General features: G+C 38.4%; 22 protein-coding genes. 17 read left to right on the top strand and 5 right to left on the bottom strand.

What is annotated here, in order from left to right:
• Nucleotide 1: 1 nt before the first annotated feature.
• Nucleotides 2–1,582, bottom strand: coding sequence for an ATP-dependent DNA ligase (locus CRJ00_RS09885; protein WP_099366714.1), 1,581 nt, complete (start codon nt 1,580–1,582; stop codon nt 2–4).
• Nucleotides 1,579–2,580 carry a ligase-associated DNA damage response exonuclease gene (locus CRJ00_RS09880; RefSeq protein ID WP_099366713.1) on the bottom strand — a complete coding sequence of 334 codons (1,002 nt, stop codon included), beginning with the start codon at nt 2,578–2,580 and terminating at the stop codon, nt 1,579–1,581. The genes CRJ00_RS09885 and CRJ00_RS09880 overlap by 4 nt, the downstream gene beginning before the upstream one ends.
• A 134-nt stretch (nt 2,581–2,714) precedes the next feature.
• On the opposite strand from CRJ00_RS09880, the gene CRJ00_RS09875 reads away from it, so the two are divergent.
• The 15 genes from CRJ00_RS09875 to idi all read left to right on the top strand — a co-directional run bounded on the left by CRJ00_RS09875 (nt 2,715) and on the right by idi (nt 17,081).
• Nucleotides 2,715–2,909, top strand: a complete 195-nt coding sequence (locus tag CRJ00_RS09875; RefSeq protein WP_099366712.1) for a CsbD family protein — start codon at nt 2,715–2,717, stop codon at nt 2,907–2,909.
• Between the two features lie 165 nt (nt 2,910–3,074).
• Nucleotides 3,075–3,617 (top strand): lipocalin family protein, encoded by a 543-nt coding sequence (locus CRJ00_RS09870; RefSeq protein ID WP_099366726.1) that lies wholly within the window; start codon nt 3,075–3,077, stop codon nt 3,615–3,617.
• Between the two features lie 103 nt (nt 3,618–3,720).
• Nucleotides 3,721–5,022, top strand: coding sequence for a DUF389 domain-containing protein (locus CRJ00_RS09865; RefSeq protein WP_099366711.1), 1,302 nt, complete (start codon nt 3,721–3,723; stop codon nt 5,020–5,022).
• Nucleotides 5,023–5,095: 73 nt separating this feature from the next.
• Nucleotides 5,096–5,470: a nuclear transport factor 2 family protein gene (locus CRJ00_RS09860; RefSeq protein ID WP_099366710.1), complete on the top strand. Its 375-nt coding sequence runs from the start codon at nt 5,096–5,098 to the stop codon at nt 5,468–5,470.
• 71 nt (nt 5,471–5,541) lie between these two features.
• Nucleotides 5,542–8,256 (top strand): TonB-dependent receptor, encoded by a 2,715-nt coding sequence (locus CRJ00_RS09855; RefSeq protein WP_099366709.1) that lies wholly within the window; start codon nt 5,542–5,544, stop codon nt 8,254–8,256.
• Between the two features lie 4 nt (nt 8,257–8,260).
• The gene (locus CRJ00_RS09850; protein ID WP_099366708.1) at nt 8,261–9,622 is read left to right on the top strand and encodes a DUF4876 domain-containing protein; all 1,362 of its coding nucleotides are present in this window, start codon (nt 8,261–8,263) and stop codon (nt 9,620–9,622) included.
• Complete coding sequence (locus tag CRJ00_RS09845; protein ID WP_099366707.1) at nt 9,622–11,163, top strand: DUF6850 family outer membrane beta-barrel protein; 1,542 nt, start codon at nt 9,622–9,624, stop codon at nt 11,161–11,163. Before CRJ00_RS09850 ends, CRJ00_RS09845 begins: the two co-directional genes overlap by 1 nt.
• A gap of 76 nt (nt 11,164–11,239) precedes the next feature.
• Nucleotides 11,240–11,704: a MaoC family dehydratase gene (locus CRJ00_RS09840; protein ID WP_099366706.1), complete on the top strand. Its 465-nt coding sequence runs from the start codon at nt 11,240–11,242 to the stop codon at nt 11,702–11,704.
• Between the two features lie 55 nt (nt 11,705–11,759).
• A complete protein-coding gene (locus tag CRJ00_RS09835; protein ID WP_099366705.1) occupies nt 11,760–12,413 on the top strand; it encodes a MarR family winged helix-turn-helix transcriptional regulator in 654 nt (217 codons plus the stop codon).
• Nucleotides 12,414–12,566: 153 nt separating this feature from the next.
• The gene (locus tag CRJ00_RS09830; RefSeq protein ID WP_099366704.1) at nt 12,567–14,051 is read left to right on the top strand and encodes a phytoene desaturase family protein; all 1,485 of its coding nucleotides are present in this window, start codon (nt 12,567–12,569) and stop codon (nt 14,049–14,051) included.
• A 29-nt stretch (nt 14,052–14,080) separates the two neighbouring features.
• Nucleotides 14,081–14,917, top strand: coding sequence for a phytoene/squalene synthase family protein (locus tag CRJ00_RS09825; RefSeq protein WP_099366703.1), 837 nt, complete (start codon nt 14,081–14,083; stop codon nt 14,915–14,917).
• Nucleotides 14,918–14,940: 23 nt separating this feature from the next.
• Complete coding sequence (locus CRJ00_RS09820; RefSeq protein WP_144038141.1) at nt 14,941–15,384, top strand: hypothetical protein; 444 nt, start codon at nt 14,941–14,943, stop codon at nt 15,382–15,384.
• A 14-nt stretch (nt 15,385–15,398) separates the two neighbouring features.
• Nucleotides 15,399–15,857 (top strand): sterol desaturase family protein, encoded by a 459-nt coding sequence (locus CRJ00_RS09815; protein ID WP_099366701.1) that lies wholly within the window; start codon nt 15,399–15,401, stop codon nt 15,855–15,857.
• Nucleotides 15,854–16,558 carry a lycopene cyclase domain-containing protein gene (locus tag CRJ00_RS09810; protein WP_099366700.1) on the top strand — a complete coding sequence of 235 codons (705 nt, stop codon included), beginning with the start codon at nt 15,854–15,856 and terminating at the stop codon, nt 16,556–16,558. Before CRJ00_RS09815 ends, CRJ00_RS09810 begins: the two co-directional genes overlap by 4 nt.
• Nucleotides 16,530–17,081, top strand: a complete 552-nt coding sequence (gene idi / locus CRJ00_RS09805) for an isopentenyl-diphosphate Delta-isomerase (RefSeq protein WP_099366699.1) — start codon at nt 16,530–16,532, stop codon at nt 17,079–17,081. Before CRJ00_RS09810 ends, idi begins: the two co-directional genes overlap by 29 nt.
• Before the next feature lie 44 nt (nt 17,082–17,125).
• Here idi and CRJ00_RS09800 read toward each other — a convergent pair whose 3' ends face one another.
• Together CRJ00_RS09800 and CRJ00_RS09795 are read right to left on the bottom strand one after the other, a co-directional pair.
• Entirely contained in the window at nt 17,126–17,569 is a 444-nt protein-coding gene (locus CRJ00_RS09800; RefSeq protein ID WP_180268471.1) for a hypothetical protein, read from the bottom strand.
• A 10-nt stretch (nt 17,570–17,579) separates the two neighbouring features.
• Nucleotides 17,580–17,879 (bottom strand): hypothetical protein, encoded by a 300-nt coding sequence (locus tag CRJ00_RS09795; protein WP_099366697.1) that lies wholly within the window; start codon nt 17,877–17,879, stop codon nt 17,580–17,582.
• A 453-nt stretch (nt 17,880–18,332) separates the two neighbouring features.
• Here CRJ00_RS09795 and CRJ00_RS09790 point away from each other — a divergent pair, with 453 nt between their 5' ends.
• The gene (locus tag CRJ00_RS09790) at nt 18,333–19,241 is read left to right on the top strand and encodes a DUF1963 domain-containing protein (RefSeq protein ID WP_099366696.1); all 909 of its coding nucleotides are present in this window, start codon (nt 18,333–18,335) and stop codon (nt 19,239–19,241) included.
• Nucleotides 19,242–19,451: 210 nt separating this feature from the next.
• Here the strand turns inward: CRJ00_RS09790 and CRJ00_RS09785 are convergent, their stop codons facing one another.
• On the bottom strand, nt 19,452–19,853 hold the full coding sequence (locus CRJ00_RS09785) for a hypothetical protein (protein ID WP_099366695.1): 402 nt from the start codon (nt 19,851–19,853) through the stop codon (nt 19,452–19,454).
• Between the two features lie 123 nt (nt 19,854–19,976).
• Between CRJ00_RS09785 and CRJ00_RS09780 the strand changes: the two genes are divergently transcribed.
• Nucleotides 19,977–21,266, top strand: a complete 1,290-nt coding sequence (locus CRJ00_RS09780; protein WP_257213734.1) for a DEAD/DEAH box helicase — start codon at nt 19,977–19,979, stop codon at nt 21,264–21,266.
• Nucleotides 21,267–21,723 lie beyond the last annotated feature (457 nt).

Raw genomic sequence — 21,723 nt, 5'->3', positions numbered from 1 at the left:
ATTATTTAATCATTTTTTTTACTTCTTCCAATTCATCAATATCAGTTACTGTTTTATCTTTCCGCCATCTTAGTATCCGAGGAAAGCGTAAGGCTACACCAGATTTATGCCTAGAACTCCAACCAATTCCTTCAAAGGCAATTTCAAAAACCAATTCTGGTTTAACAGTACGTACCGGACCGAATTTTTCAATTGCATGCTTGTTCACAAAGCGGCTAACTTCCTGGATTTCCATGTCCGTTAATCCAGAATAGGCTTTGGCAATACTTACCAGATTGTCTCCATCCCGGACCGCAAACGTATAATCGGTATAATAGCCACTCCTTCTTCCTGCTCCTTTTTGGGCATAGATCAATACAGCATCTATCGTGAGTGGATCAACTTTCCATTTCCACCAATCCCCTTTTTTCCTGCCGGTATGGTAGATGGAGTTCTTTGCCTTCAACATCAGTCCCTCACTGTTCATTTCCCTCGACGCTTCCCTTAAGTTGCCCAATATTTCTAGACTTGAAAATTCTAACAGCGGTGATAACATAAAAACAGAATCTTTTTGCTTTTCATATAAATTCCTTAGTAATTTACGTCTCTCAACCATTGGAAATTGCCTATAATCAACATCCTTATATTCCAGAATATCATAGAGATACATGCTGACTGGAATCTCTTTAATAAACTTTTCCGTTAACTTTTTCCTGTTCAGTCTTTTCTGCAAAAAAGTGAAATTGAGGACCTGCTCTTCTGCAAATGCAATTATTTCTCCATCCAACACAAAATCGTCCTCCCACTTTAATACCTCTTCCACAATCTCAGGAAACTGGTCTGTTACTAATTCCTCTCCGCGCGACCAAATGAATACTTCTCCTTTTCTCTTAATAATCTGTCCACGGATCCCATCCCATTTATATTCAGCAAACCATTCTTCAGGTTGGAGTATGGTCGATTCCAAATTCTCCAAAGCGTAGGCCAGACAAAATGGATATGGTTTGGAGAGGTTGCTGTCCGAATAGCCTCCTTGAATCAAGGTATCGAAATCCAATTCTTCAAAATCCCATTTCCCCATGATACTATGGGCTACGGCGTTGGCATCAAGATTATATTCTTTCGCAATCGCATTGATCATCCCTTTGGATGAAACCCCGATTCTAAAGCTTCCGCCCAATAGTTTATTGAAAATAAACCTTTCCAAATGTGGTAAGCCGTCCCAAGCCCAAAGTACAAATTCCTTTTTCTCTTCATCGGATTTCCCAGACAGCTCTTGGATTTTTTCCATCCATTCACTCAACGAAAAATCTAAATAGGTCGTAGGTTGTGGCAATAAGAGGGAAATGGTTTCTGCTAAATCTCCCACTGAAGCATATGATTCCTGGAAAAGCCAATCCGATATGCCTGTTTTATAGATCAAACATTCCCGAAGCAATTTAGTTCCTACTATCCTTCTTGGTCTTTTCCCAGCAAAAAGATTCAATAACCATAATTTATCCGCATTTTCTGCTGTTTTTAGGAACAGCGATATCGCTTCCAATTTTTGGTTGGTTTTATTGGTACTATCCAATTGATTGATCAAGACAGCGAATTCTTTCATGAGGCTATAGTTTCATCTTCATCTTTTCCAAAAGCAGTGGTTATTTCCGATGCTTCAATCCCTAATTCATTGATATATTTCGTAAAAATGGCCGTCTGGCCATGGGTGACATAGACCTGTTCTGCACCGGTTCCTTTGACTACCTCAATCAAATCGTTCCAATCCGCATGATCGGATATAGCAAAACCGGCATCAGCACTTCGCCATCTTCTCGCCCCTCTTACCGCCATCCATCCCGAACAGATGCCGTAGGCCATATTGGGTATTTTCCGAATGATATTGGTTCCTACCAGAGAGGGCGGCACAATTACAATCTGTTGGTTTACATGTTTGATCCCCTCTTCAAAATCCAAGATATGATATGGAGGTAATGGAATATCCAATTCCTCAAATGCCTGATTCAAACGAGCAATGGATCGATGTACATAAATCGGCCCAAGCTGGCCGACCGCTTTTAATATCCGTTGCGCCTTTCCCAACGAGTACCCCACGAAAACACTGGTTTTTCCCATTTGCTGATTCTGCTGAACCCAATTCTGCAGACCTTTGTTTTGTTCGTCTACGGAATCCCAATTATATATGGGTAAACCAAAGGTACTTTCCGTCACGAATTCATGGCACGGAACCAATTCAAAAGGCGTAGAAATTCCATCGTTCTGTAATTTATAATCGCCAGAAACGACGGCCACCCTGCCTTTATATTGCATTCTGATTTGCGCTGAACCGATGATATGGCCTGCAGGATGAAAGGATACTTCCACCCCATTAATGGTAATTCGCTCTTGATAGGTAATTCCCTGTACTTGTATGTTATCCCCTAAACGGATTTTTAGAATGGGAACTGTGAAGTGATGGCATAAATATCGTTTCATACCGGCCCTTGCATGATCGGCATGTCCATGCGTGATGAGCGCCTGGTCGACGGGCAACCAAGGATCAATATAAAATCTTCCAGGTATACAATAAATCCCTTCCTTCCGAAATTCCAATAAGCTCATACGTAATGAACCTAAATTGGAAAGACATTGTTTGAAATCGTAAAATTAAAATTTATTAAAACCAAAATATGTTTACGTTGTTGTATTAATAGAACGCACAACAAACGTGTAACACATTAATTAAACTATATAATATGGACTCATTAGATTTAAAAGGAAGATGGAATGTCTTAAAAGGCAAAATTAAACAACAGTATGCAGATTGGACTGATGATGATTTGTTGTATGTTGAAGGAAAAGAAGATGAGCTTTACGGAAAGCTTCAAAAGAAAACCGGAAAAACTCGTGAAGAGGTACAAACTTGGTTGAGTGATCTGGATAAAGATTAATTATTCGTTTATGCTTATTTAGATCTATCATAGATTTTTAAGCGTAGATAAAAATTAATCTAAAGGAATAAGCCTAACAAAAATGTTAGGCTTATTCTATTTAAAAGCTAAATCTTAATGATTAGAAGGATTAGCAATATTGTTTACCTAATAAAAAAAGATGATATGAAGTATTCAAAATATTTAAAAATTGCAGTTGGGACGGCATTATTGGTTGGCCCATTTATTTTTCAGGCCTGCAAGTCGGTAAAAGTACCTGCTGGTGTCCAGGTAGTGGATAATTTCAACATTAAATCCTATGCTGGAAAATGGTATGAGATCGCACGATTTGATTTCAAACATGAGAAGGATATGGATCAAGTAACAGCGGAATACACCTTGAATGAGGATGGCAGCGTGAAAGTCTTGAATAGAGGTTTTGACACAGTTAAAAACGAAAGGAAGGAATCAGAGGGTAAAGCTAAATTCATTGGCGAAGAAACAAGAGGTGCGTTGAAAGTATCCTTTTTTGGGCCATTCTATAGTGGCTATAATGTCGTAGCCATGGATCCTGATTATGAAAATGCCTTGATCTTTGGAGAAAGCAAAGATTACATCTGGTTTTTATCCCGTAATAAGACCATGCCGGGTCAAGTCAAACAAAAATTCCTGAAACTTGCTCACGATGCAGGATATGATTTAGATCGTTTGGTCTGGACCAAACAATAGGAAATTGTCCTTTGTAGCTGCATATCTTATTATTTGGAATAGATTTAACTATTTAAACCCTATTAATATTTATTTTATTAATTTTCGGCACAAATAGGAATCAATGATTAAAATATTAAGAACCTTCAACCTACATTTTGGTGAGGAATCCCGTGAGAAGGTCATGGAGGATGTCAAGGCCAATATTTCTTTTAAAGGAGCCAATTTATGGGTATTGGCCTGTGCGATTGTTATTGCCTCAGTTGGTTTAAATGTGAATTCAACGGCCGTGATAATTGGTGCCATGCTTATTTCACCCTTGATGGGTCCTATTGTCGGAGCCGGATTTTCCTTGGGAACCTATGATTTTGATCTGCTTAAAAAATCAGCTAAGAATCTGGGGGTAGCCACTTTGGTCAGCCTTTTTGTATCCTTTCTTTATTTTTTATTGAGCCCATTCAAAGAGGCACAATCTGAACTTCTGGCCCGTACTGCACCCAATATTTACGATGTACTGATCGCCTTTTTTGGAGGGCTTGTTGGTGGTATTGCCATTACCCGAAAGGAAAAGGGAAATCCAATCCCTGGTGTGGCTATTGCAACTGCCTTAATGCCTCCCTTATGTACCGCAGGATATGGATTGGCAATTGGAAACCTAGCTTATTTCTCTGGAGCCATCTACCTGTATACCATCAACTGTTTTTTCATCTGTATATCTACTTTCTTGATCGTCAAATTATTGAAGTACCCAAAGGTAAAGTTTGTTGATCAAGCAAGGGAAAAGCGGATCACCCGCATTATTTCGGTTCTTCTAGTTATTATGTTGGTACCTAGTTTTTACTTGGCCTACAGTCTATTACAGGAACGTAAATTTGCACAGAACGTATCCCAATTCATAGAGAAGGAATTTACATCCAAAGGGCATACCATCATCTTTGAGAGAACCCAATTTAATTCAAGAGTGAAAAAAATAGAATTGGCCTTATTATCCAAGCGATTCAATGCGGCAGAACTAAAAGACTTGAATGATCGATTAGAAAATTATAATCTGACAAATACCGAATTGTTGATCCGTCAAGATAGCACAGATCTTAAAAGGGATATCCTGGCCGAGATCAGCAAACAATCACAACATGTCTCAGAAAAAGACATTACTATACAGAATTTAAGGAACGAACTGTCTACCTATACATTCAATGATAAAGAACTGATCCAGGAAATTACTACCCTATTTCCCGAAATAAGTCCATTTTCCATAGGGAAACAATTGGTATTTATCAATCCAGATAGCAGTTATGCCGAAGTAGTGTTGCTGCATTCTTCCAAAAAAAATGTAGCTGATGCAGAACTTAAGCGGTTATCGGATTGGTTGAAGATCAAACTTAAAAATCAACAGATCAAAATCGTTGCTGATCCCAACAGTTAATATTTCAAACTAATTCGTTTCTGAGCTGTTGTTTTTATACGGATAAACATACATTGATAAAAACACAGTAGCTATGAAAAACGAGATCTTAGAGTTAGAAAAACAATATTGGGCGGCCATGGCGGCGCATGATTTCAAAACCGTCACCAACTTAACCCATTTCCCATGCATATTAACTGCTAAAAATGGGGTTCGTGAAGTGGATGAAAAGGCATTTCAGGAGGGATTTGAGCAAGCTAAGGAAATGGAGATGAAAATAGTGGGTATTAAGGATGAAAAAGTTCAGATGCTTTCAGATGACTACGGAATCATTGGCTATACCGTTGAAATCGAACATGTTGTAAAAGCAGAAACTACGCGATCAAAAGCAGCCTGCAGTTCGGCATGGATCAAAGAAGATGGAGAGTGGAAATGTGCCTTGCATTCGGAAACAGAAATAAATCAATAAATTATTTAGAATAAATTTAAATAATAAAAAAAGTGTAGTACATTTGCCTCAAATTAGAATTGTTCTAAACAATGAAGGCAGTGTACTATTTTTATATTACCATTCTTCTAATTTGCCTGCATCAAACTGCTCTTGCCCAACAACCTTCCTTACAAGGTCGCGTAATCAACCAAGATAAAGAGCCCATAGTTTTTGCCAGTGTCCATTTTGAAGAATTAAAATCTACTATATCAACAGATAATGAGGGTCGGTTTTCCATAAAATTACCGGCTAAACCCCAGGATCTTCATATCCGAGTTAGTGCTGTTGGTATGAGGACCCGCCTTTTGCTAATCAAAAAACAAGACTTAGCAAAGCCTGTGTTTATTACCATGGAAGGATTGAGCTATACTTTGGAAGAGATCAATGTCCGTCCCTTATACGAATCGACCTTAAACTCCAATAGTTCCATTGTTTTTGATGAAGAAGCGATAGAAAAGATCCAGGCATTTAGCTTAATGGATATTCTCAACACCATTCCAGGAAAAGCAACGACTGCCCCAACCATTGATGCTCCGCAGACCATTACTCTAAGAGGTATTCAAGGTGGAGCATACGATTTAAATAACTCCTTAGGTGTTCCGATCATTATGGATGGGATCTATCTTTCGAATGACGCCAATATGCAGGCGAGGGCGTTTTCACAATGGGGAATGAGTAGTGCAGCTTTAGGTGGAGCTAATGGGACTCCTGGTGGTGATGTACCATTTACAGGAATTGATCTAAGGGAAATTCCAGTGGAAACCATTGAAAAGGTGGAAATCATTCAAGGCGTTGCTTCCGCAAAATATGGCGAATTAACAGATGGTGCCATATTAATAGATCGAAAAGCCGCGAAAACACCCTACTCTTTCGTGACTAATATTAATGGCGGTTCAAGCAATTTCAGTGTTTCAAAAGGGTTTGATCTAAAAAAGAGATTAGGCGCTTTGAACCTGGGTATAAACTACGCCATTAGTAATCCAGATCCAAAAGACAGAATAAAACAGTTTGATCGTTGGAATACTTCCCTCATGTGGACCGTATCACCTGTTAAGAACATCAAAAATACCCTAAGTATCGATTATGGTTTTCGAAATGACGAAATGAAATTCGATCCTGATGATGCCGATCAGCAGACTTCCTTGACAAAAAACACGAATTTTCGGATAAGTAACCGACTGAACATTGATTTCGAAGATAAATTTGTCGATCAGGCAAATTTTAGTATCTCTTACTCCAAAGGTTCCCAGCACAGTTATAAGCAGTGGTTGCTGAACCAATTACCCAGAGGTTATGCTTATAAAGATACTACCGGAATTTATGAAGGTGTTGTGCTTTCAGGAAGATATATTGCAGAAGAGGAGATTCTCGGAAAACCGATAACTGGCTCTGTTAATTTAAATCTATCTTCAAAAATTGAAACTGGAGAAATACTACATTTTATTTCCTATGGGTTTTCTGGGAATTATTCCAACAATGGCGGACAAGGTATTATAGCCGATCCAGATAAGCCTCGGTGGATAAATCAAAACGGCCAGAATGCCCGACCCTACTCCTTTCAATATTTAGATCCGTTGATCAATTACGGTTTTTTCTTTTCCGACAGTTTTAATCTGTCCTTGGGCAATCGGAAATTAATATCAAATTTAGGATTAAGATTAGATCAGCAAAATGGTTCCTGGTCATTGCAACCTCGGTTGAGTACTACCTTACGCTGGAATTCCAACTTGAATTTCAATGCAGCTTTTGGTATCTCCACCAAGAGTCCGACCATGGTACATCGCTATCCCCCACCGACTTTTCTGGATATCCCACTTATTCTTGCCTACAACAGTGAAGATGCATTATATCTAGTTTATACAGAGAAATTTTTGGCAGACAACAGTCATCTGAAACCATCAAAATCCAGTCAATTTGAAGTTGGAGCTCGATATCAGACGAAAACCTTCAGCACTACTTTAAATGCCTTTTTCAAAAGTAATAAAGATGGATTCCATACCGTACAATCCTATAGAAAAATAACTGTTCCGGAATATACCTATCAATTTGACGAGAGCTTGCGGGAAATAACCTACCAAAGTACAGGTAAGACGATCGATTACTACAATTATGGAGGATACAAAATGGGGAACCATTTAAATTCAAATTCCTACGGTGTGGATTGGATGCTCAACATCAATAAGATCAAGGCAATCGAAAGCTCCTTTAATATGAGTACCTCCTTCATTGTATCGGAAGAAAACAATAAGAGTTTTGATGTTGTTAATCTCATTCAACCGATAAAGATCAATAGTGAAAGTATCTGGTATTTAGCCTATCCGCCAAAATCCAATAATAAAAAACTGAATATGCTCAGTAAATTTGGAAGTACAACCCATATACCCAAACTTGGATTTGTCATTATGGCCAACTTCGATCTCTTCTGGTATAATATGACCAAGAGCAAATATGGTACGAAAATACAACAGGCTGTTGGTTATTTTGGATCTGATATGAACCTCCTCCCTTTCCCAGAAGATTTGGATCAAATCCCGGTTCGAGATGTGACCTTAAACAATTCCAACCAACCCTTTATTTATGGGTGTCTAAATCTCTCAGTAGCCAAAGAAATTAAAAAGAAGTTCAGGATTGCAGTTACTGCCTATAATGTATTGAATATTCAACCGGAACATATCGAATATTCTTCTTCAAATAGCGAAATATTTACTGTCAATAAATACAATTCTCCACTAAGTATTACGGGTGGAATATCATTTAAATTTTAATCATATGAAATACAGACTAATTACCCTATTTTTTTTAGCTTTGGCTTTCCTACAAAGCTGTAAAAAAGACATCGACACCATTCAACCTGTAAGTATCAGCCTTCAATTGGAAGTAGACCAGACCCTTTTCAATTACAAAATTCCATTTGAAAAAGCGAATGTAGAGATTATCAACAAAACCAATAATGAAAAGTATACCGCCAAAGCGAATGCAGATGGATTGGTGAATTTTAATTCCCTTAGCCCTGGAACCTATTCCTTAAATGTTTCTCTAGAATTAGATGCAGAGGAAGTATCCTCCTTAAGTGGACAGGTGACAAGCCAAGACCTACATTTGAACTACAGTGCAGACAACCTTAACTTCACAACAAATTATTCCAGCAATATCAGGTTGATATCCAGTACGCCTGTTGGGAATTGGGTATTTAAACAAATATATTATGCAGGTTCAAATACCAGTAAAGGTGCAGTAACACGAGATCTATTTGTTGAAATCTATAACAATTCAGATCAGGTATTATATGCAGACAGTTTGGTTTTTACCATCGTTTATGGCAAAACGAATAATAATACAGCTGAATTCCTGTTACCAAACCTGCAGTTTGACTGGAGTAAATCCTTAGGCATGAATGTAAACAATAATGCCAACGAGGATTATGTTTATGCAAAGGCCATGTTTATGATTCCATCCGATGGATCTGGAAAAAAATATCCTGTACAGCCTGGGAATAGTATTATCATTGCCGAAACAGCTATTGATCATACCAAACCGTATACCTTGAACAGCGATAAAGTGCAGGAAATTGAGGATCCGACTTTAACAGTTGATTTAAGTAAAGCAGATTTTGAAGTGTATTTATATCCTTATGAGCAAAAGATCCAGCCTGGACGCACAAAATTCGCTTCTGATATCGATAATCCTAGCGTTATGGATGTAGAAACTATCTTCGCTACTGGAATGAGGGATATGGTGCTGAACCCACAGGGAAAAGACTCCTACGCATTATTTAAAGCCAGCTCTGCAGTTGATCCCAATAATTTCCCAAAATATCCAGAACCAACTACGAAGACCGTAACGACTGAAACGACAAGATACCCACAAATACCAACCGATATCTTAATGGATGCCGTAGAAATTTCATCAGTATTGGAAAAGGATAAAACACCAAGAAGGTTGCATATTTCCTTGGATGCAGGTTCGGCAGCCACGCTTTCTGGACCTTATTCCAGCCAATCGGTGGTCAGAAGAACAAAACAGACGGTAAATGGACGTCGAATCTTACAGGACACCAACAATTCCTCTAAAGATTTTGGCGTTTTGACCAAAGCGGACCCAAGTAAAACAGCAAGTTCATTTATTGATTAATGCGTTTATATCTAGTTATCATTTGGAGTTTACTCACCCTTCCATCCTGCCTTTATGCGCAGGATGAAAGGGATTCTATATACCAATCAGAAATCATCGGTAAGCTGATTAAAGATCATTTCTTGCAGCACCATTTGAGTTACCCCAAAAACTTTGGGGAAGTGGAACTGAATTACCAAGGAACATCCGGAGATCTCCGTTTGGCCCAAGAAGCCTATTCCCAAAGAAACATCAATTTCTATGCTATTGGATCAAATGAACTCGGTAAATTTCAAATATCTGGTGATTTTTTGTTCAACAAAAAATTGACGGATAGCTTATCATTTGGTCAAAGAAATGATATGGAACCTTGGAATCCATACAGTTATTATGCTTCAAAAGCAGGGAATTATGAGAGCCAATTATATAGAAGTAATTTCACGCTTTCGTATCAATTAGGGAAAATATTAAGACCATTTATGCAAATCAATTACCAATATCTTTGGACCACAGGTTCTGTGGATCCCAGATTTGATAATAAAGTATTTGGTATTCAATATAGACCAGGATTACAGGTAAATGTGAAGAATTCTAGTGTTGCCTTAGCAGCTATAATCGGCAATGGTAGGGAATCACAGGCCATATCCTATAAGAATAAGAACTATTCCCAAAGTCTCCAATATCCTGACCGAATTCATTACCTCAGTCTTGGATATGGAAATAATGCCATTAAAGACAGTTTGAACAATCGTAAGTACACTGATTTATGGGGACTGGAAGTCAGTTTGCACCAGCCACTTAGCACCAACACCTCACTGGATATCCTATCTTCTTTAAAAAAGAACAAACAGGAATTCACTACAGACCAAAAGAGCACTAATAAGGTTTATCATGTTCGTGGAATCTACCATGAAGATCAATATTTCGGATCGGCTACTTTATTCAAAACCACGCCTAGCTTAAATCAATACCTGAATCTGAAGGCAGATTATATCAGGGGTTATGATTTCATAAGAGACCTATCGGCTGACTTGTCAAAATCAAATTATTCGGTGAATGTCTTAAATTCCAGCTTGAACTATTTGGCAGAACAACAATCCCCTAAGCCTATCAATTTCCTTTATGGCTTAGATCTTTCGTATTTTCAGGTCCATCGGCAGGATAATGCGCAATCCATTGATGTATCCAATGCTAATTTAAAAATTCAAGGAACATTTGGAGCCAATATAAAGACAGGAAATGCAGAACTGCTCCGTTTTCAAATCAATCCTTTTTACCGCACTTCTATTTCAGATGATCTGAAATATGCTGCGAATAGTATGAACCATTATATTCAACAAGTCGTTTTTTGGGATTATACCTATTACAAAACCAACCTTTTAGGCGCTAAATTAGGAGCCGAATGGCAATCCCGGAGCTTGTTCAAACAATATATTTTCGCGGTTAAAGCTGACTATCAGATTGAACAGGGAAAAATCAAGCCCTCTGAATACATTATAAATCATCCAATTGGAAATTTAAATAGGCAACAATTTCAAATTGGGGTTAAATTATATCTGTAAATTCCTTCGTGCTTTAGGAAACAAAACTTAAATTATGCTGTCTTTATTCTATATTTACAGCATACTTATAAGAAACATGATCATTATTAACAATTACGAAGAGTACAAATCACATGAAGGAAAGGTGTTAGGCGTTTCACAATGGCACCAGATCGATCAAGCACAGATCAATAAATTTGCGGATGCTACGTTAGACCATCAATGGATCCATGTGGATGAAGAAAAGGCTAAAAATGAAGGTCCTTTCAAATCAACGATTGCCCATGGATACCTTACGCTTTCCCTGATCCCCTACCTTTGGAAACAGATTGCTGATGTCAGAAATGTAAAAATGGAGATCAATTACGGTATTGAGAATCTACGATTTGGAGCTCCAGTATTGGTCAATGATGAAGTCCAATTGGAAGCAACCGTAAAATCCATAAGTAATTTAAGGGGAACAGTAAAAGCGACCATTACCGCCAAATTAAATGTTAAAGGAAATAACAAGCCGGTATATGTTGGCGATGTGGTATTCCTATATCATTTTAACGATAAATAGATAAAAATTTCGAAACTTACATAATTTAGTATAATTTTACACTAATTATTTAGGTATGAATTATCATTTTTTACATGAACTGTTGGATTCTGCAGCTGCTTATGAAGCAAGCCAACAGGAAACAAATCAGGAAAAGAACCTACAAGGTTATATCGATTGGTTAACCCGTAAAAACCAGGATTGGGAAGATCCAACCTGGCAAGGCAAGGAACTTGGCCGTTCAGCAGAAAGTGTGATCTGCACCCTACTCATTCACATGGGAAGGTATGCAAAATCCTATTCAAAAGCAGCTATTGAAGGATCTGATTTTTCTACCCAAGATGAATTCATATTTCTGATTAATCTAAAAGCACATGGCTCCATGACCAAAATGGAGCTTATAAAATTAAATAAACAAGAAAAACCAGGAGGGATTCAGACCATCAATAGATTAATAAAGATGGGTTGGATAAACCAAGTAGCATCCCAAGAAGATAAACGTGCTAAACTAATTCACCTTACTCTAAAAGGGGAACAAGCTTTGGATGCCCAAATGGATAAAATACGTACGGCTACTAAAATAGTTTCTGGCAACCTCACGAACATTGAAAAAAATCAACTGATTCATTTATTAACTAAATTGGATCTCTTCCATGAACCCATCTACGAAATGCATCCTTCTTCTGATCATTTATTGGATATTGGGATAGAAAAAATTAGTACAAAATAAAACCTTTTATATTTTTTTTGGTTTATAATTATATTAATATCAAGCGATATAAGGGTATAATTATACTTTTAAAACTCTTTATTTAGTGTATTTATATACTTTTATACACTAAATTTCTATATTTGCTTTTGATATTGATATAATATTATACCAATGAATCGAAGCAAAAGAAAAAAAGTAATCATAATTGGCGCGGGTATTTCCGGTCTATCGGCCGCATGTTATGCAGCAAAAGCAGGACATGAAGTGCATATTCTAGAAAAAAATGGAAGCCCTGGAGGACGTGCTCGTCAATTCAAGACCGAAGAAGGTTTTACTTTTGACATGGGGCCCAGTTGGTATTGGATGCCCGATATCATCGAAAATTTCTTTCAAGATTTTGGATTCCGCTCAGCTGATTTTTATACGCTTGACCCATTAAATCCACAGTTTGAATTCATTAGTAAAGATAAAAGAGTATCCATACCAAAGGATGCCAAGGAGATAAGAGCTTTATTCGAATCAGAAGAACCTGGAGCAGGAAAGAAATATGATGATTTCATGCGTGCTGCAAAATTTAAATATGAGGTGGGCATGCAGCAATTTATTGACAAACCCTGCCACTCTATCCTAGAATTTACGAAACCCTCCCTCCTTTCCTCCGCCTTAAAGCTTCATCTTTTCCGAAATTTCAGGTCTTACGTAGGATCTTATTTTAAATCACCATTGCTAAGATCTATCATGGAATTTCCGGTGATATTTTTAGGAGCCTCACCAGCTAAAATCCCTGCCATGTACAGCTTAATGAATTATGGGGGCTATGAACTGGGGACTTGGTACCCACAGGGTGGGTTCTTTGAACTGATCAAAGCCATGGTAAAAATTGCGGAAGATTTAGGCGTAAAAATCCATTACCATGCTGCTGTTAAAGACCTTAAGCTGATAGCCGATCAGTCTAAAAATGTGCGCATTGCCTCTTTCAAGATTCAAAATGAAACGCATACCGCCGATGAAATCATTGCTTCCTGTGATTATCAGCATATGGAATCCCTGCTTCCTGAAAAATTCAGGAATTATTCATCATCTTATTGGGAAAAGAAAACCTTCGCACCTTCCAGTTTGATCGTTTATCTGGGAATCAAAGGAAAGATACCTTCCATGAAGCATCATACTCTATTTTTTGACGCTGGGCTGGATGAACATCTCGACGAAATATATAAGGAAAAATCCTGGCCGAAAAACCCTTTATTCTATGTGTGCTGTCCGTCTAAAACGGATCCGCATGTAGCTCCTTCAGGTGCTGAGAATTTATTTCTGTTGATGCCTTTGGCCACAGGTCTTGAGGATACTGAAGAAGCCCGGGAGAAGTACTTGGATATCATGCTTTCCCGCATTCAGAAACATTTTGAATGCCCCGAAATTAAGGAACGAATTTTATATAAAAGGAGCTATTGCGTGGCAGATTTTAAGAAAGATTACCATGCATATGGTGGAAATGCCTATGGATTGGCCAACACCTTATCGCAGACTGCGATCCTAAAGCCTAGTATCAGAAATAAAAAGATAAAGAACCTGCATTATACCGGTCAATTAACGGTTCCAGGGCCTGGAGTTCCACCTTCGCTGATCTCCGGAAAGATTGTCGCAAATGAGATATAAAGATTATGATGTATTCAAAAACATAAGCTATGAAGAAATTATATGATGAATTGGCTTATAAAATAAGTCAAGAAACCACCCAAAAATATAGCACTTCATTTTCACTGGGGATTAAAGCTATTGATAGGCACTTGAGACCAGCAATTTATGCGATCTACGGTTATGTAAGGTTAGCTGATGAGATCGTCGATAGCTTCCATGGATTCGACCAGGAACTTCTTTTGAACGAGTTTGAAAAGAACACCTTTGAAGCCTTGGAAAAAGGAATTTCGCTGAATCCCATCCTGCAGTCGTTTCAGGACACGGTTCGACAGTATCGAATTGACTATCAGTTGATCCATCAATTTCTTCACAGTATGCGTATGGATCTTAAAAAAGTGGAATATGATCTTGATCGATATCAGGAATATATCCTGGGTTCTGCAGAGGTGGTCGGCCTGATGTGCCTGCATGTTTTCGTGGAAGGTGATCACACGCAATTCGAACGTTTAAAACCATACGCCATGAAGTTGGGGAGTGCTTTTCAGAAGGTCAATTTTCTTCGCGATCTGAAAGCTGATTTTGAAACCTTAGGACGAAGCTATTTTCCGGAAATCAACCTACGACAATTCAATTGCGAAATCAAAAAGTCCATTGAAAAGGATATTGAAAAAGATTTTCAGGAAGCTTTTGTTGGTATTCAACAATTGCCCATCTCATCCAAATTTGGTGTTTATTTAGCCTATACATATTACCAAAGTCTATTTCAAAAGATTAAAAACACAGCAGCGAAGGAGATCATGCAGAAAAGAGTACGGATTCCGAATACGCAGAAATTCTATCTGCTGATGTCCAGTTACATGAACTTTCAGATCGCACGATTTTAAGACCCTATGAATTGTAAACGTTTATGAAAACACTTAGTATGATATCCATCTTGATCTGCAGTATAGGGCTGGTATTTTCTACCGAAAATTATAGCTCCAATCTGATCAAGGCCGCTAGTGATAAGGATGTTTGCTCCATCATGCTGCAGCAGTTGGAAAAAACCAACAAAACTAATTTGGAGAAGGCCTATGCAGGGTATTACCATTGTATATGGGCCAAGCATGCTTTCAATCCAATGGCAAAATTGAGCAGTTTCAAGAAAGGCAGGAAGCTCTTGGATGAAGCGGCTGAAAAAGAACCTAAATCGGTGGAAATACGTTTATTGCGTTATGCTATCCAATACAACTCCCCTTCATTTCTGGGTTATAAATCCAGTTTGACCAAGGATCTGGAATATGTAAAGCAGCATAAAAACAACATCAAGGATAAATCGCTCAGGATATTTTTAGAAAAGCAAGGGATTTAAAAAATTAAGAAAATATGGGATATCTTATCTTATTGATCACTTTCCTCCTCATGGAGCCCATCACCTGGTTGACCCATAAATATGTGATGCATGGCTTCCTTTGGAGTTTACATAAAGACCATCATGATCATAGTCATGATGGTGCCTTTGAACGCAACGATCTGTTCTTCATCATTTTTGCCATACCTGCCATTTTTCTGATCTACAAAGGCATGGAGCCGGAAACTTGGTACCTGTTGTGGATTGGTATAGGGATTACTTTATATGGCATGGCTTATTTTTTTGTCCATGATATTTTTATTCACCAACGGATCTCCTTATTACGAAATACCAAGAACCCCTATTTATTAGGCATACGAAGAGCTCATAAACAACATCATAAACATGTCGGTAAATTTCCAGGGGAATGTTTTGGCTTTCTCTGGGTGCCCATAAAATATTTTAAAATGTATTTTAATGCCACTAAAAGATGATCCAATTCACCTACCTCTTGATAAATATTTTGACGATCAGCATCTGTTTTATCTTCTCATTTGATAAGCGGATCCGATTCGACAGGTATTTTATGGATTTTCTGAAAGCAGCAACCTTGGTGGCTATTCCCTTCATCATATGGGATGCTTGGTTTACCAAGATAGGCATTTGGTGGTTCAATGAAACCTATTTATTAGGCATTTCCTTAGCCGGATTACCTTTGGAAGAGATCCTGTTTTTCTTCTGCATACCCTTCAGTTGTGTCTTTACCTATTTCTGCTTGAACAAATTCTTCAATCTGGAATGGATGGATGCCTTCAACAACATTATTGTATGGCTGACGGTCATTGTGACATCAGTTATCGCTCTACGGTTCCATGAATTACAATATACCTTTGTTACCGCGCTGGTTACCCTTTTAAGCATACTGATCCTAAACTTTGGACTTAAAATGGAGTCTATAGGAAAGGTGTCTTTTATATATGGGCTATTAATGTTGGGATTTTTGCCAGTAAATGGCGTGCTGACGGGAACGGGATTGGAATCGCCCATTGTCAATTATAACAGCAATGAATTTATGAATATTCGAATTGGCACCATCCCCATTGAGGATGCTGTTTATGGGTATGTGCTGATCATCTGGAATGTATTCTTTTTTGAAAAATTTAGCCATGAGAAAAAATCAAGAGATAAAAAATAGGGATTTGGTTGTTTTGGTCAATGAGCAAGATGAAGAATTGGGACTCATGGAAAAGATGGAAGCCCATCAATTGGGTTTATTGCATCGCGCGTTTTCCGTGTTCATATTCAATAAGGAAGGGAAAATATTGATCCAACGTCGTGCCGCCAATAAATACCATGGCGCTTTGCTATGGACGAATACCTGCTGTTCCCATCAACAGTTGGATGAAACTACCATGCAGGCTGCCAAGGAACGACTGATGGCAGAGATGGGCTTAGCGTGTCCGTTGTTTGAAGTCTATAAATTTCAATATAAGGAGTATGTGGAGAATAACCTGATAGAACATGAGTTGGATACGGTGCTGGTGGGCTATTCGGATGTAGATCCTGTTATAAATCCCTTGGAGGTAGCCGATTATCAGTGGATTTCCTTGATGGAATTATTGCAGTGGATGCAAAGGGAACCGGAAAGCTTCACCATCTGGTTCAAGATTATCCTTCCGAAATTATTGACCACCTTTTCGAATATTTCACCGAATTAATTGGGTCTGGTATTTAAATTAGTTAGGACAGGTTTTGGAATAGCCTATTTTTGGACAGGTAAATAAGTATGCTTAGGATTATCGAAATTAATGGAACCTGGCATAAAATGGGGTATACCGAGATGAATACTCACAATGCCATTCCCGAGCAGATAGTTTTCCCCTTTTTTGAGTAGTACTATGGGTGCTCTTTTCTGATTAGCCCATTTAAAAGGGGTATATAGGTTATCCCCTTCCAATGTATCTCCAACTATTTTTCCATTGATTTCACCTTTGACAATATATCCGCCTGGTTTGGTATTGATAATCTTGCCATGGAAACGGTCTTTGTAAAGCACTAAATGCAATCGGGAAGTATCTCGATCAACGATGGAAATAAAATCTTTTTCAGTTTGGATTTTACTGCGTTCTTGATTGCAGGAAGTAATAAAGAAGACGATGCAAAGCAAACTAAATAAAATATTCAACCTCATTTTGCGCATTTCCATATATTAGAGCTTATTTTTGTTTGGTGAATTTTTCCAGTTCAAATGGTAAAAGATGAGGGTAATCCTTCAAAGCATCTTTGATAAACTGTTCGCCATTTTTCTTCCCCAGTACTTCCGCCATTTTCTGTGCCTGATCTTGAACATGCTGAATAAATTTCTTGTTCGGATCGTTAGGTCTTTTCTTTGGCCCCTTGGTTTGAGAATTTTTATTCTTGGATTGTTGAGGATTGGAATTCTTGGAATGATAAGAATCTTTATTCTTGGATTGTTGAGGATTTGTGTTTTTTGAATGTTGGGGATTGCTTTTCATAATACAAAGGTAGTTTTTTAGCGTTAAAAAACTGTCATTGAAAATTCCCCCGACATTGCGAGGAGGTACGACGAAGCAATCTTTCCTCCTTTGTCATCCTGAACAGCGTCGAAGGATCTGTACGTGTACCAAAAGTAGATACTTCGACTTCGCTCAGTATTACATGGCTAAAGATTGCTTCGTTCCTCGCAATGACGCGGAAAGACCTCGCAATGAAGCGGAAAGACCTCGCAATGACGTGGAAAGAAACATTGCTTCACTCATTGATTTTAGAAAATCTTTTAAAAAAATAAGAAATCTATATGGCAGTTTTATCGGTGTCCTTTGAAAATGAATTTGATTTTTTATTGGGTTTGTAAATAAAATATTAAGCTATCAACAAATATTTTATACGTATCTTTTTAAGAGCCTAAATGGTTAAATTTGAGTGTAAAAGGCTAAGAAAGTATTGTTATGGATAAAAGAACGCAAAAATTTGACATCATTAGTTTTACGGCAGACGATAGAGAATATTATCCTGCCTCTATGGGACGTCAGAATTGGATGTCAGACAAGAATGTAAAACACACGGATATTGATATCGCCTTAGGACAATCTCGTTATGGAGGGCCAGTGGTTGATTTACCTATTGGAATAGAATATCCGGAAGGACTTCGATTTGCAGCACAATTGGATTTGGCCGCATTCTCCCCTTTCGACAAAACAGGACTTTTACCAAAAAAAGGACAACTTATTTTCTTTGCTGATATAAGGAATGACATAGGTAAAGTGATCTATGCCGATATTCCTAACGAAGAATTGATCAGAGTAACCAAGGAACACGAGGAAGATTTTTTCTCTGGGGTATTAATAGACCAAATTTTTGCTGATACAGAAACGTTTGAAGAGCGTTATGGTGAAGAAGAGGATGATTATGATGATGACGACTTTGAGGATGATGACGACGACTTTGAAGAAGATTTAGACGATGAGGAAGAATTGGATAAAGATGAATTAGATGAAGATGAATTAGATGAAGATGAATTAGATGATGAGGAAGAATTGGATGAGGAAGATTTGGATGAGGAAGAATTGGATGAAGATGAATTTGATGATGAAGAGGAAATAGATGAAGAAGATGAATTCGATGATGAGGAAGAATTAGAGTGGAATTATTTTGCAGGTGCTGAAAGATCAAAGATATTTGGAATTTATACCAACTGCCAATTACAAGAAGAAGAGATTGAGGAAATTACATTTTCAGATAAACTAGTACTCTTACAGGTTGGTGAAAATGGTTTTAATGATGAGGGTGTTTTTAGTGTACTTATTCCAAAAGAAGATTTAAAAAACCTGAATTTCGAGAACTGTGAATTTGTATGAGCGCAGTCGTAGTTTTCGAGATTGAGGAGAAGTTAAAACCGCGTCATTGCGAGGAGGCACGACGAAGCAATCTTTAGACTTTGTCATCCTGAGCAGCGTCGAAGGATCTGTACGTGTACCATGTTTAGATGCTTCGACTTCGCTCAGCATCACAAGAGGAAAGATTGCTTCGTTCCTCGCAATGACGCTAAGCCACGAATTAACGCCCCCTTACTGCTTAACGCCTTTAAACCTAAACTGTCCAGCTTTTTTTACATCTCCCAAGGTAGAAACCGTTAAAGAATTATCCTTTCCATAGAACAGAAAAGTCCCTTTCGGATCATTTTCAGGATTCACGATATACCCATCCTCTGGAAATACATCAAAGATCTCCGCTACACCACCCGTATTTGCTGCCGGTGTAACCTTCACCTTCCCCTCGCCTGCCGAGGTAATCGTCAAAGTCGTATTATCAAAGATCTTAATACCGGTAGCCGGGTAAACCGTCATCTCTCCAGCATATGTACCTTCCACATCGCTATTGGAAACATCATCATCTTTACTACAACCGGAAAAGCCAAAGGAAGTCAACGCTATAAATGCCAAGCAGAATAATTTGTTTTTCGTTCTCATGTGTTAGATTTTAAGGTCAATATTTTATTAATAAATGAAATTGTGTGATTGTCCTTGAAGCGCAATTTCCTTGCCAATAAATTTCGTAACTTTGCGGTTTCACATTCATATAATCCATCTGCTGTGTCATTAGATAAATTAAAGCTTAGCAAAAGACTTCACGCCAATATGAGCGAATTGGGCTATTTTACCGCCAAGGAATTCCAATTGAGAACCTTGTCCCGCATCATTGGCGGACATAGTATCCTCGGAATTGCACCTGAAGGAGCCGGTAAGACAACCACCTACATATTGGGGGTACTTTCGCGTTTGAAATACACCCAGGATGAAGCGCCTAAGGCTTTAATCCTGACACCGAATGAGGAGAAAATCGCTGAGATCATCGAACAGTTCTATGCCATCAGCAAGAATAAAGAGCTCCATATCATGGGCCTAAAACCTTCTGGAAGCATGGAAGAAGAAATTGAAGGATTGGTGCGTGGAGTGGATATCGTGGTGGCAACACCAAATCGTGCCCGCGCGGTATACCTGAAATTGGGGCTTAACCTGAACCGGATCCAGACCTTCATCCTGGATGATGCCGAAGAGATGGTTAAACAGGGCATGGCCACCAATGTACGCGAATTGGCACAGAGCTGTGGCAATGTGCAATACCTATGTTTCAGTACGGTGGACCATGATAAACTTCACCTCATGATTGATGAGTTCATGCCTTTCCCTACTTTGGTGGAAGTGGATGAATTATCCGCAGATGAGATCGATACGCACGACCTGATGCTCTATCAGGTTCCAAATTTCACGACCAAGATCAACCTGCTGAACAACCTGATGGCGGATGAGGAAGTGTTTGAGAAGGTTGTGGTATTTGCCAATTCCCGTCAGACAGCACAGAAACTGAAAGAAAGATTGCAGGTGAAAAAAGGTTCAGCCGTTCTTTATCAATTATACGATGAGGATAACCACCGGATCGATGATATCGAAATATTTAAACAGAATCCCGATTATCGGATATTATTGGTCGCCAACGAGGATGGCCATGAACTGAATCTGTCGGGCATCCCTTTTATCTTCCACATTGATATCCCGGAGGATAAGGATATTTTTGTGAAGCATGTATTGAAATCCGGCTCGAATAACGGCCAGGATGAGGCAATCGCCATTACCTTTTCGACGGACATTGAATTGCCAGAATTAAGGAAGATCGAACAGGCATTGGGCAAGAAGATTCCGGTGATGGATCTGCCGGAGGATTTATTGATCTATTCCCCGTCCAATGACGGCGGAAAGCAAAAGGAAGAAGAGGATGAAACTAGAGGTGGCGCCTTCCACAAAAAGAAGGAAAGCAATAGCAAGACTTATAATTATGGTAGCGGCGTAAAGGCGAAAATGAGCAAAGCGAATAAGAGAAGGTAGGGTTTAGATTATAGATGATAGATATTAGACGTTAGAGCCGTCATTGCGAGGCTCTCTTCCCGTCCTTTAGATTTGTATAATAATAGAAAGGGTTAATTGTTTAAGTTAGCCTTTTAAAAAGATTACCTAAAACGGTAGCGGCAAATTCTCTTTCCGTGCTTTAGATTTGTATAATAATAGAAAGGGTTAATTGTTTAAGTTAGCCTTTTAGAAAGATTACCTAAAACGGTAGCGGCAAATTCTCTTTCCGTGAAGGTTTTTATACCTAGGCAATGATCAAATCCTCTACCGTTTTTTCCCTTAGTGACCAGATAACAATTAGGGCAATACCCATTATTAAGGACTAGGATCGATGGGGTAAAAACTAGGTAATCTGTACAAAACTATAAAAAACAGATCACATGGCAAACAATCCCCACTCTTTCATTGGCATCGACGTTTCAAAGGACCATTTCGA

Origin of the sequence: Sphingobacterium sp. 1.A.4 (assembly GCF_002734245.1) — a bacterium.
Taxonomy (GTDB): domain Bacteria; phylum Bacteroidota; class Bacteroidia; order Sphingobacteriales; family Sphingobacteriaceae; genus Sphingobacterium; species Sphingobacterium tenebrionis.
Note: the sequence above shows the minus strand (reverse complement) of the source record. Positions and strands in the feature narration are given on the sequence as shown.

Coding starts and splice junctions, on each gene's coding strand:
- CRJ00_RS09885 (WP_099366714.1), bottom strand. CDS start 1,582: ATGAAAGAATTCGCTGTCTTGATCAATCAATTGGATAGTACCAATAAA.
- CRJ00_RS09880 (WP_099366713.1), bottom strand. CDS start 2,580: ATGAGCTTATTGGAATTTCGGAAGGAAGGGATTTATTGTATACCTGGA.
- CRJ00_RS09875 (WP_099366712.1), top strand. CDS start 2,715: ATGGACTCATTAGATTTAAAAGGAAGATGGAATGTCTTAAAAGGCAAA.
- CRJ00_RS09870 (WP_099366726.1), top strand. CDS start 3,075: ATGAAGTATTCAAAATATTTAAAAATTGCAGTTGGGACGGCATTATTG.
- CRJ00_RS09865 (WP_099366711.1), top strand. CDS start 3,721: ATGATTAAAATATTAAGAACCTTCAACCTACATTTTGGTGAGGAATCC.
- CRJ00_RS09860 (WP_099366710.1), top strand. CDS start 5,096: ATGAAAAACGAGATCTTAGAGTTAGAAAAACAATATTGGGCGGCCATG.
- CRJ00_RS09855 (WP_099366709.1), top strand. CDS start 5,542: ATGAAGGCAGTGTACTATTTTTATATTACCATTCTTCTAATTTGCCTG.
- CRJ00_RS09850 (WP_099366708.1), top strand. CDS start 8,261: ATGAAATACAGACTAATTACCCTATTTTTTTTAGCTTTGGCTTTCCTA.
- CRJ00_RS09845 (WP_099366707.1), top strand. CDS start 9,622: ATGCGTTTATATCTAGTTATCATTTGGAGTTTACTCACCCTTCCATCC.
- CRJ00_RS09840 (WP_099366706.1), top strand. CDS start 11,240: ATGATCATTATTAACAATTACGAAGAGTACAAATCACATGAAGGAAAG.
- CRJ00_RS09835 (WP_099366705.1), top strand. CDS start 11,760: ATGAATTATCATTTTTTACATGAACTGTTGGATTCTGCAGCTGCTTAT.
- CRJ00_RS09830 (WP_099366704.1), top strand. CDS start 12,567: ATGAATCGAAGCAAAAGAAAAAAAGTAATCATAATTGGCGCGGGTATT.
- CRJ00_RS09825 (WP_099366703.1), top strand. CDS start 14,081: ATGAAGAAATTATATGATGAATTGGCTTATAAAATAAGTCAAGAAACC.
- CRJ00_RS09820 (WP_144038141.1), top strand. CDS start 14,941: ATGAAAACACTTAGTATGATATCCATCTTGATCTGCAGTATAGGGCTG.
- CRJ00_RS09815 (WP_099366701.1), top strand. CDS start 15,399: ATGGGATATCTTATCTTATTGATCACTTTCCTCCTCATGGAGCCCATC.
- CRJ00_RS09810 (WP_099366700.1), top strand. CDS start 15,854: ATGATCCAATTCACCTACCTCTTGATAAATATTTTGACGATCAGCATC.
- idi (WP_099366699.1), top strand. CDS start 16,530: ATGAGAAAAAATCAAGAGATAAAAAATAGGGATTTGGTTGTTTTGGTC.
- CRJ00_RS09800 (WP_180268471.1), bottom strand. CDS start 17,569: ATGGAAATGCGCAAAATGAGGTTGAATATTTTATTTAGTTTGCTTTGC.
- CRJ00_RS09795 (WP_099366697.1), bottom strand. CDS start 17,879: ATGAAAAGCAATCCCCAACATTCAAAAAACACAAATCCTCAACAATCC.
- CRJ00_RS09790 (WP_099366696.1), top strand. CDS start 18,333: ATGGATAAAAGAACGCAAAAATTTGACATCATTAGTTTTACGGCAGAC.
- CRJ00_RS09785 (WP_099366695.1), bottom strand. CDS start 19,853: ATGAGAACGAAAAACAAATTATTCTGCTTGGCATTTATAGCGTTGACT.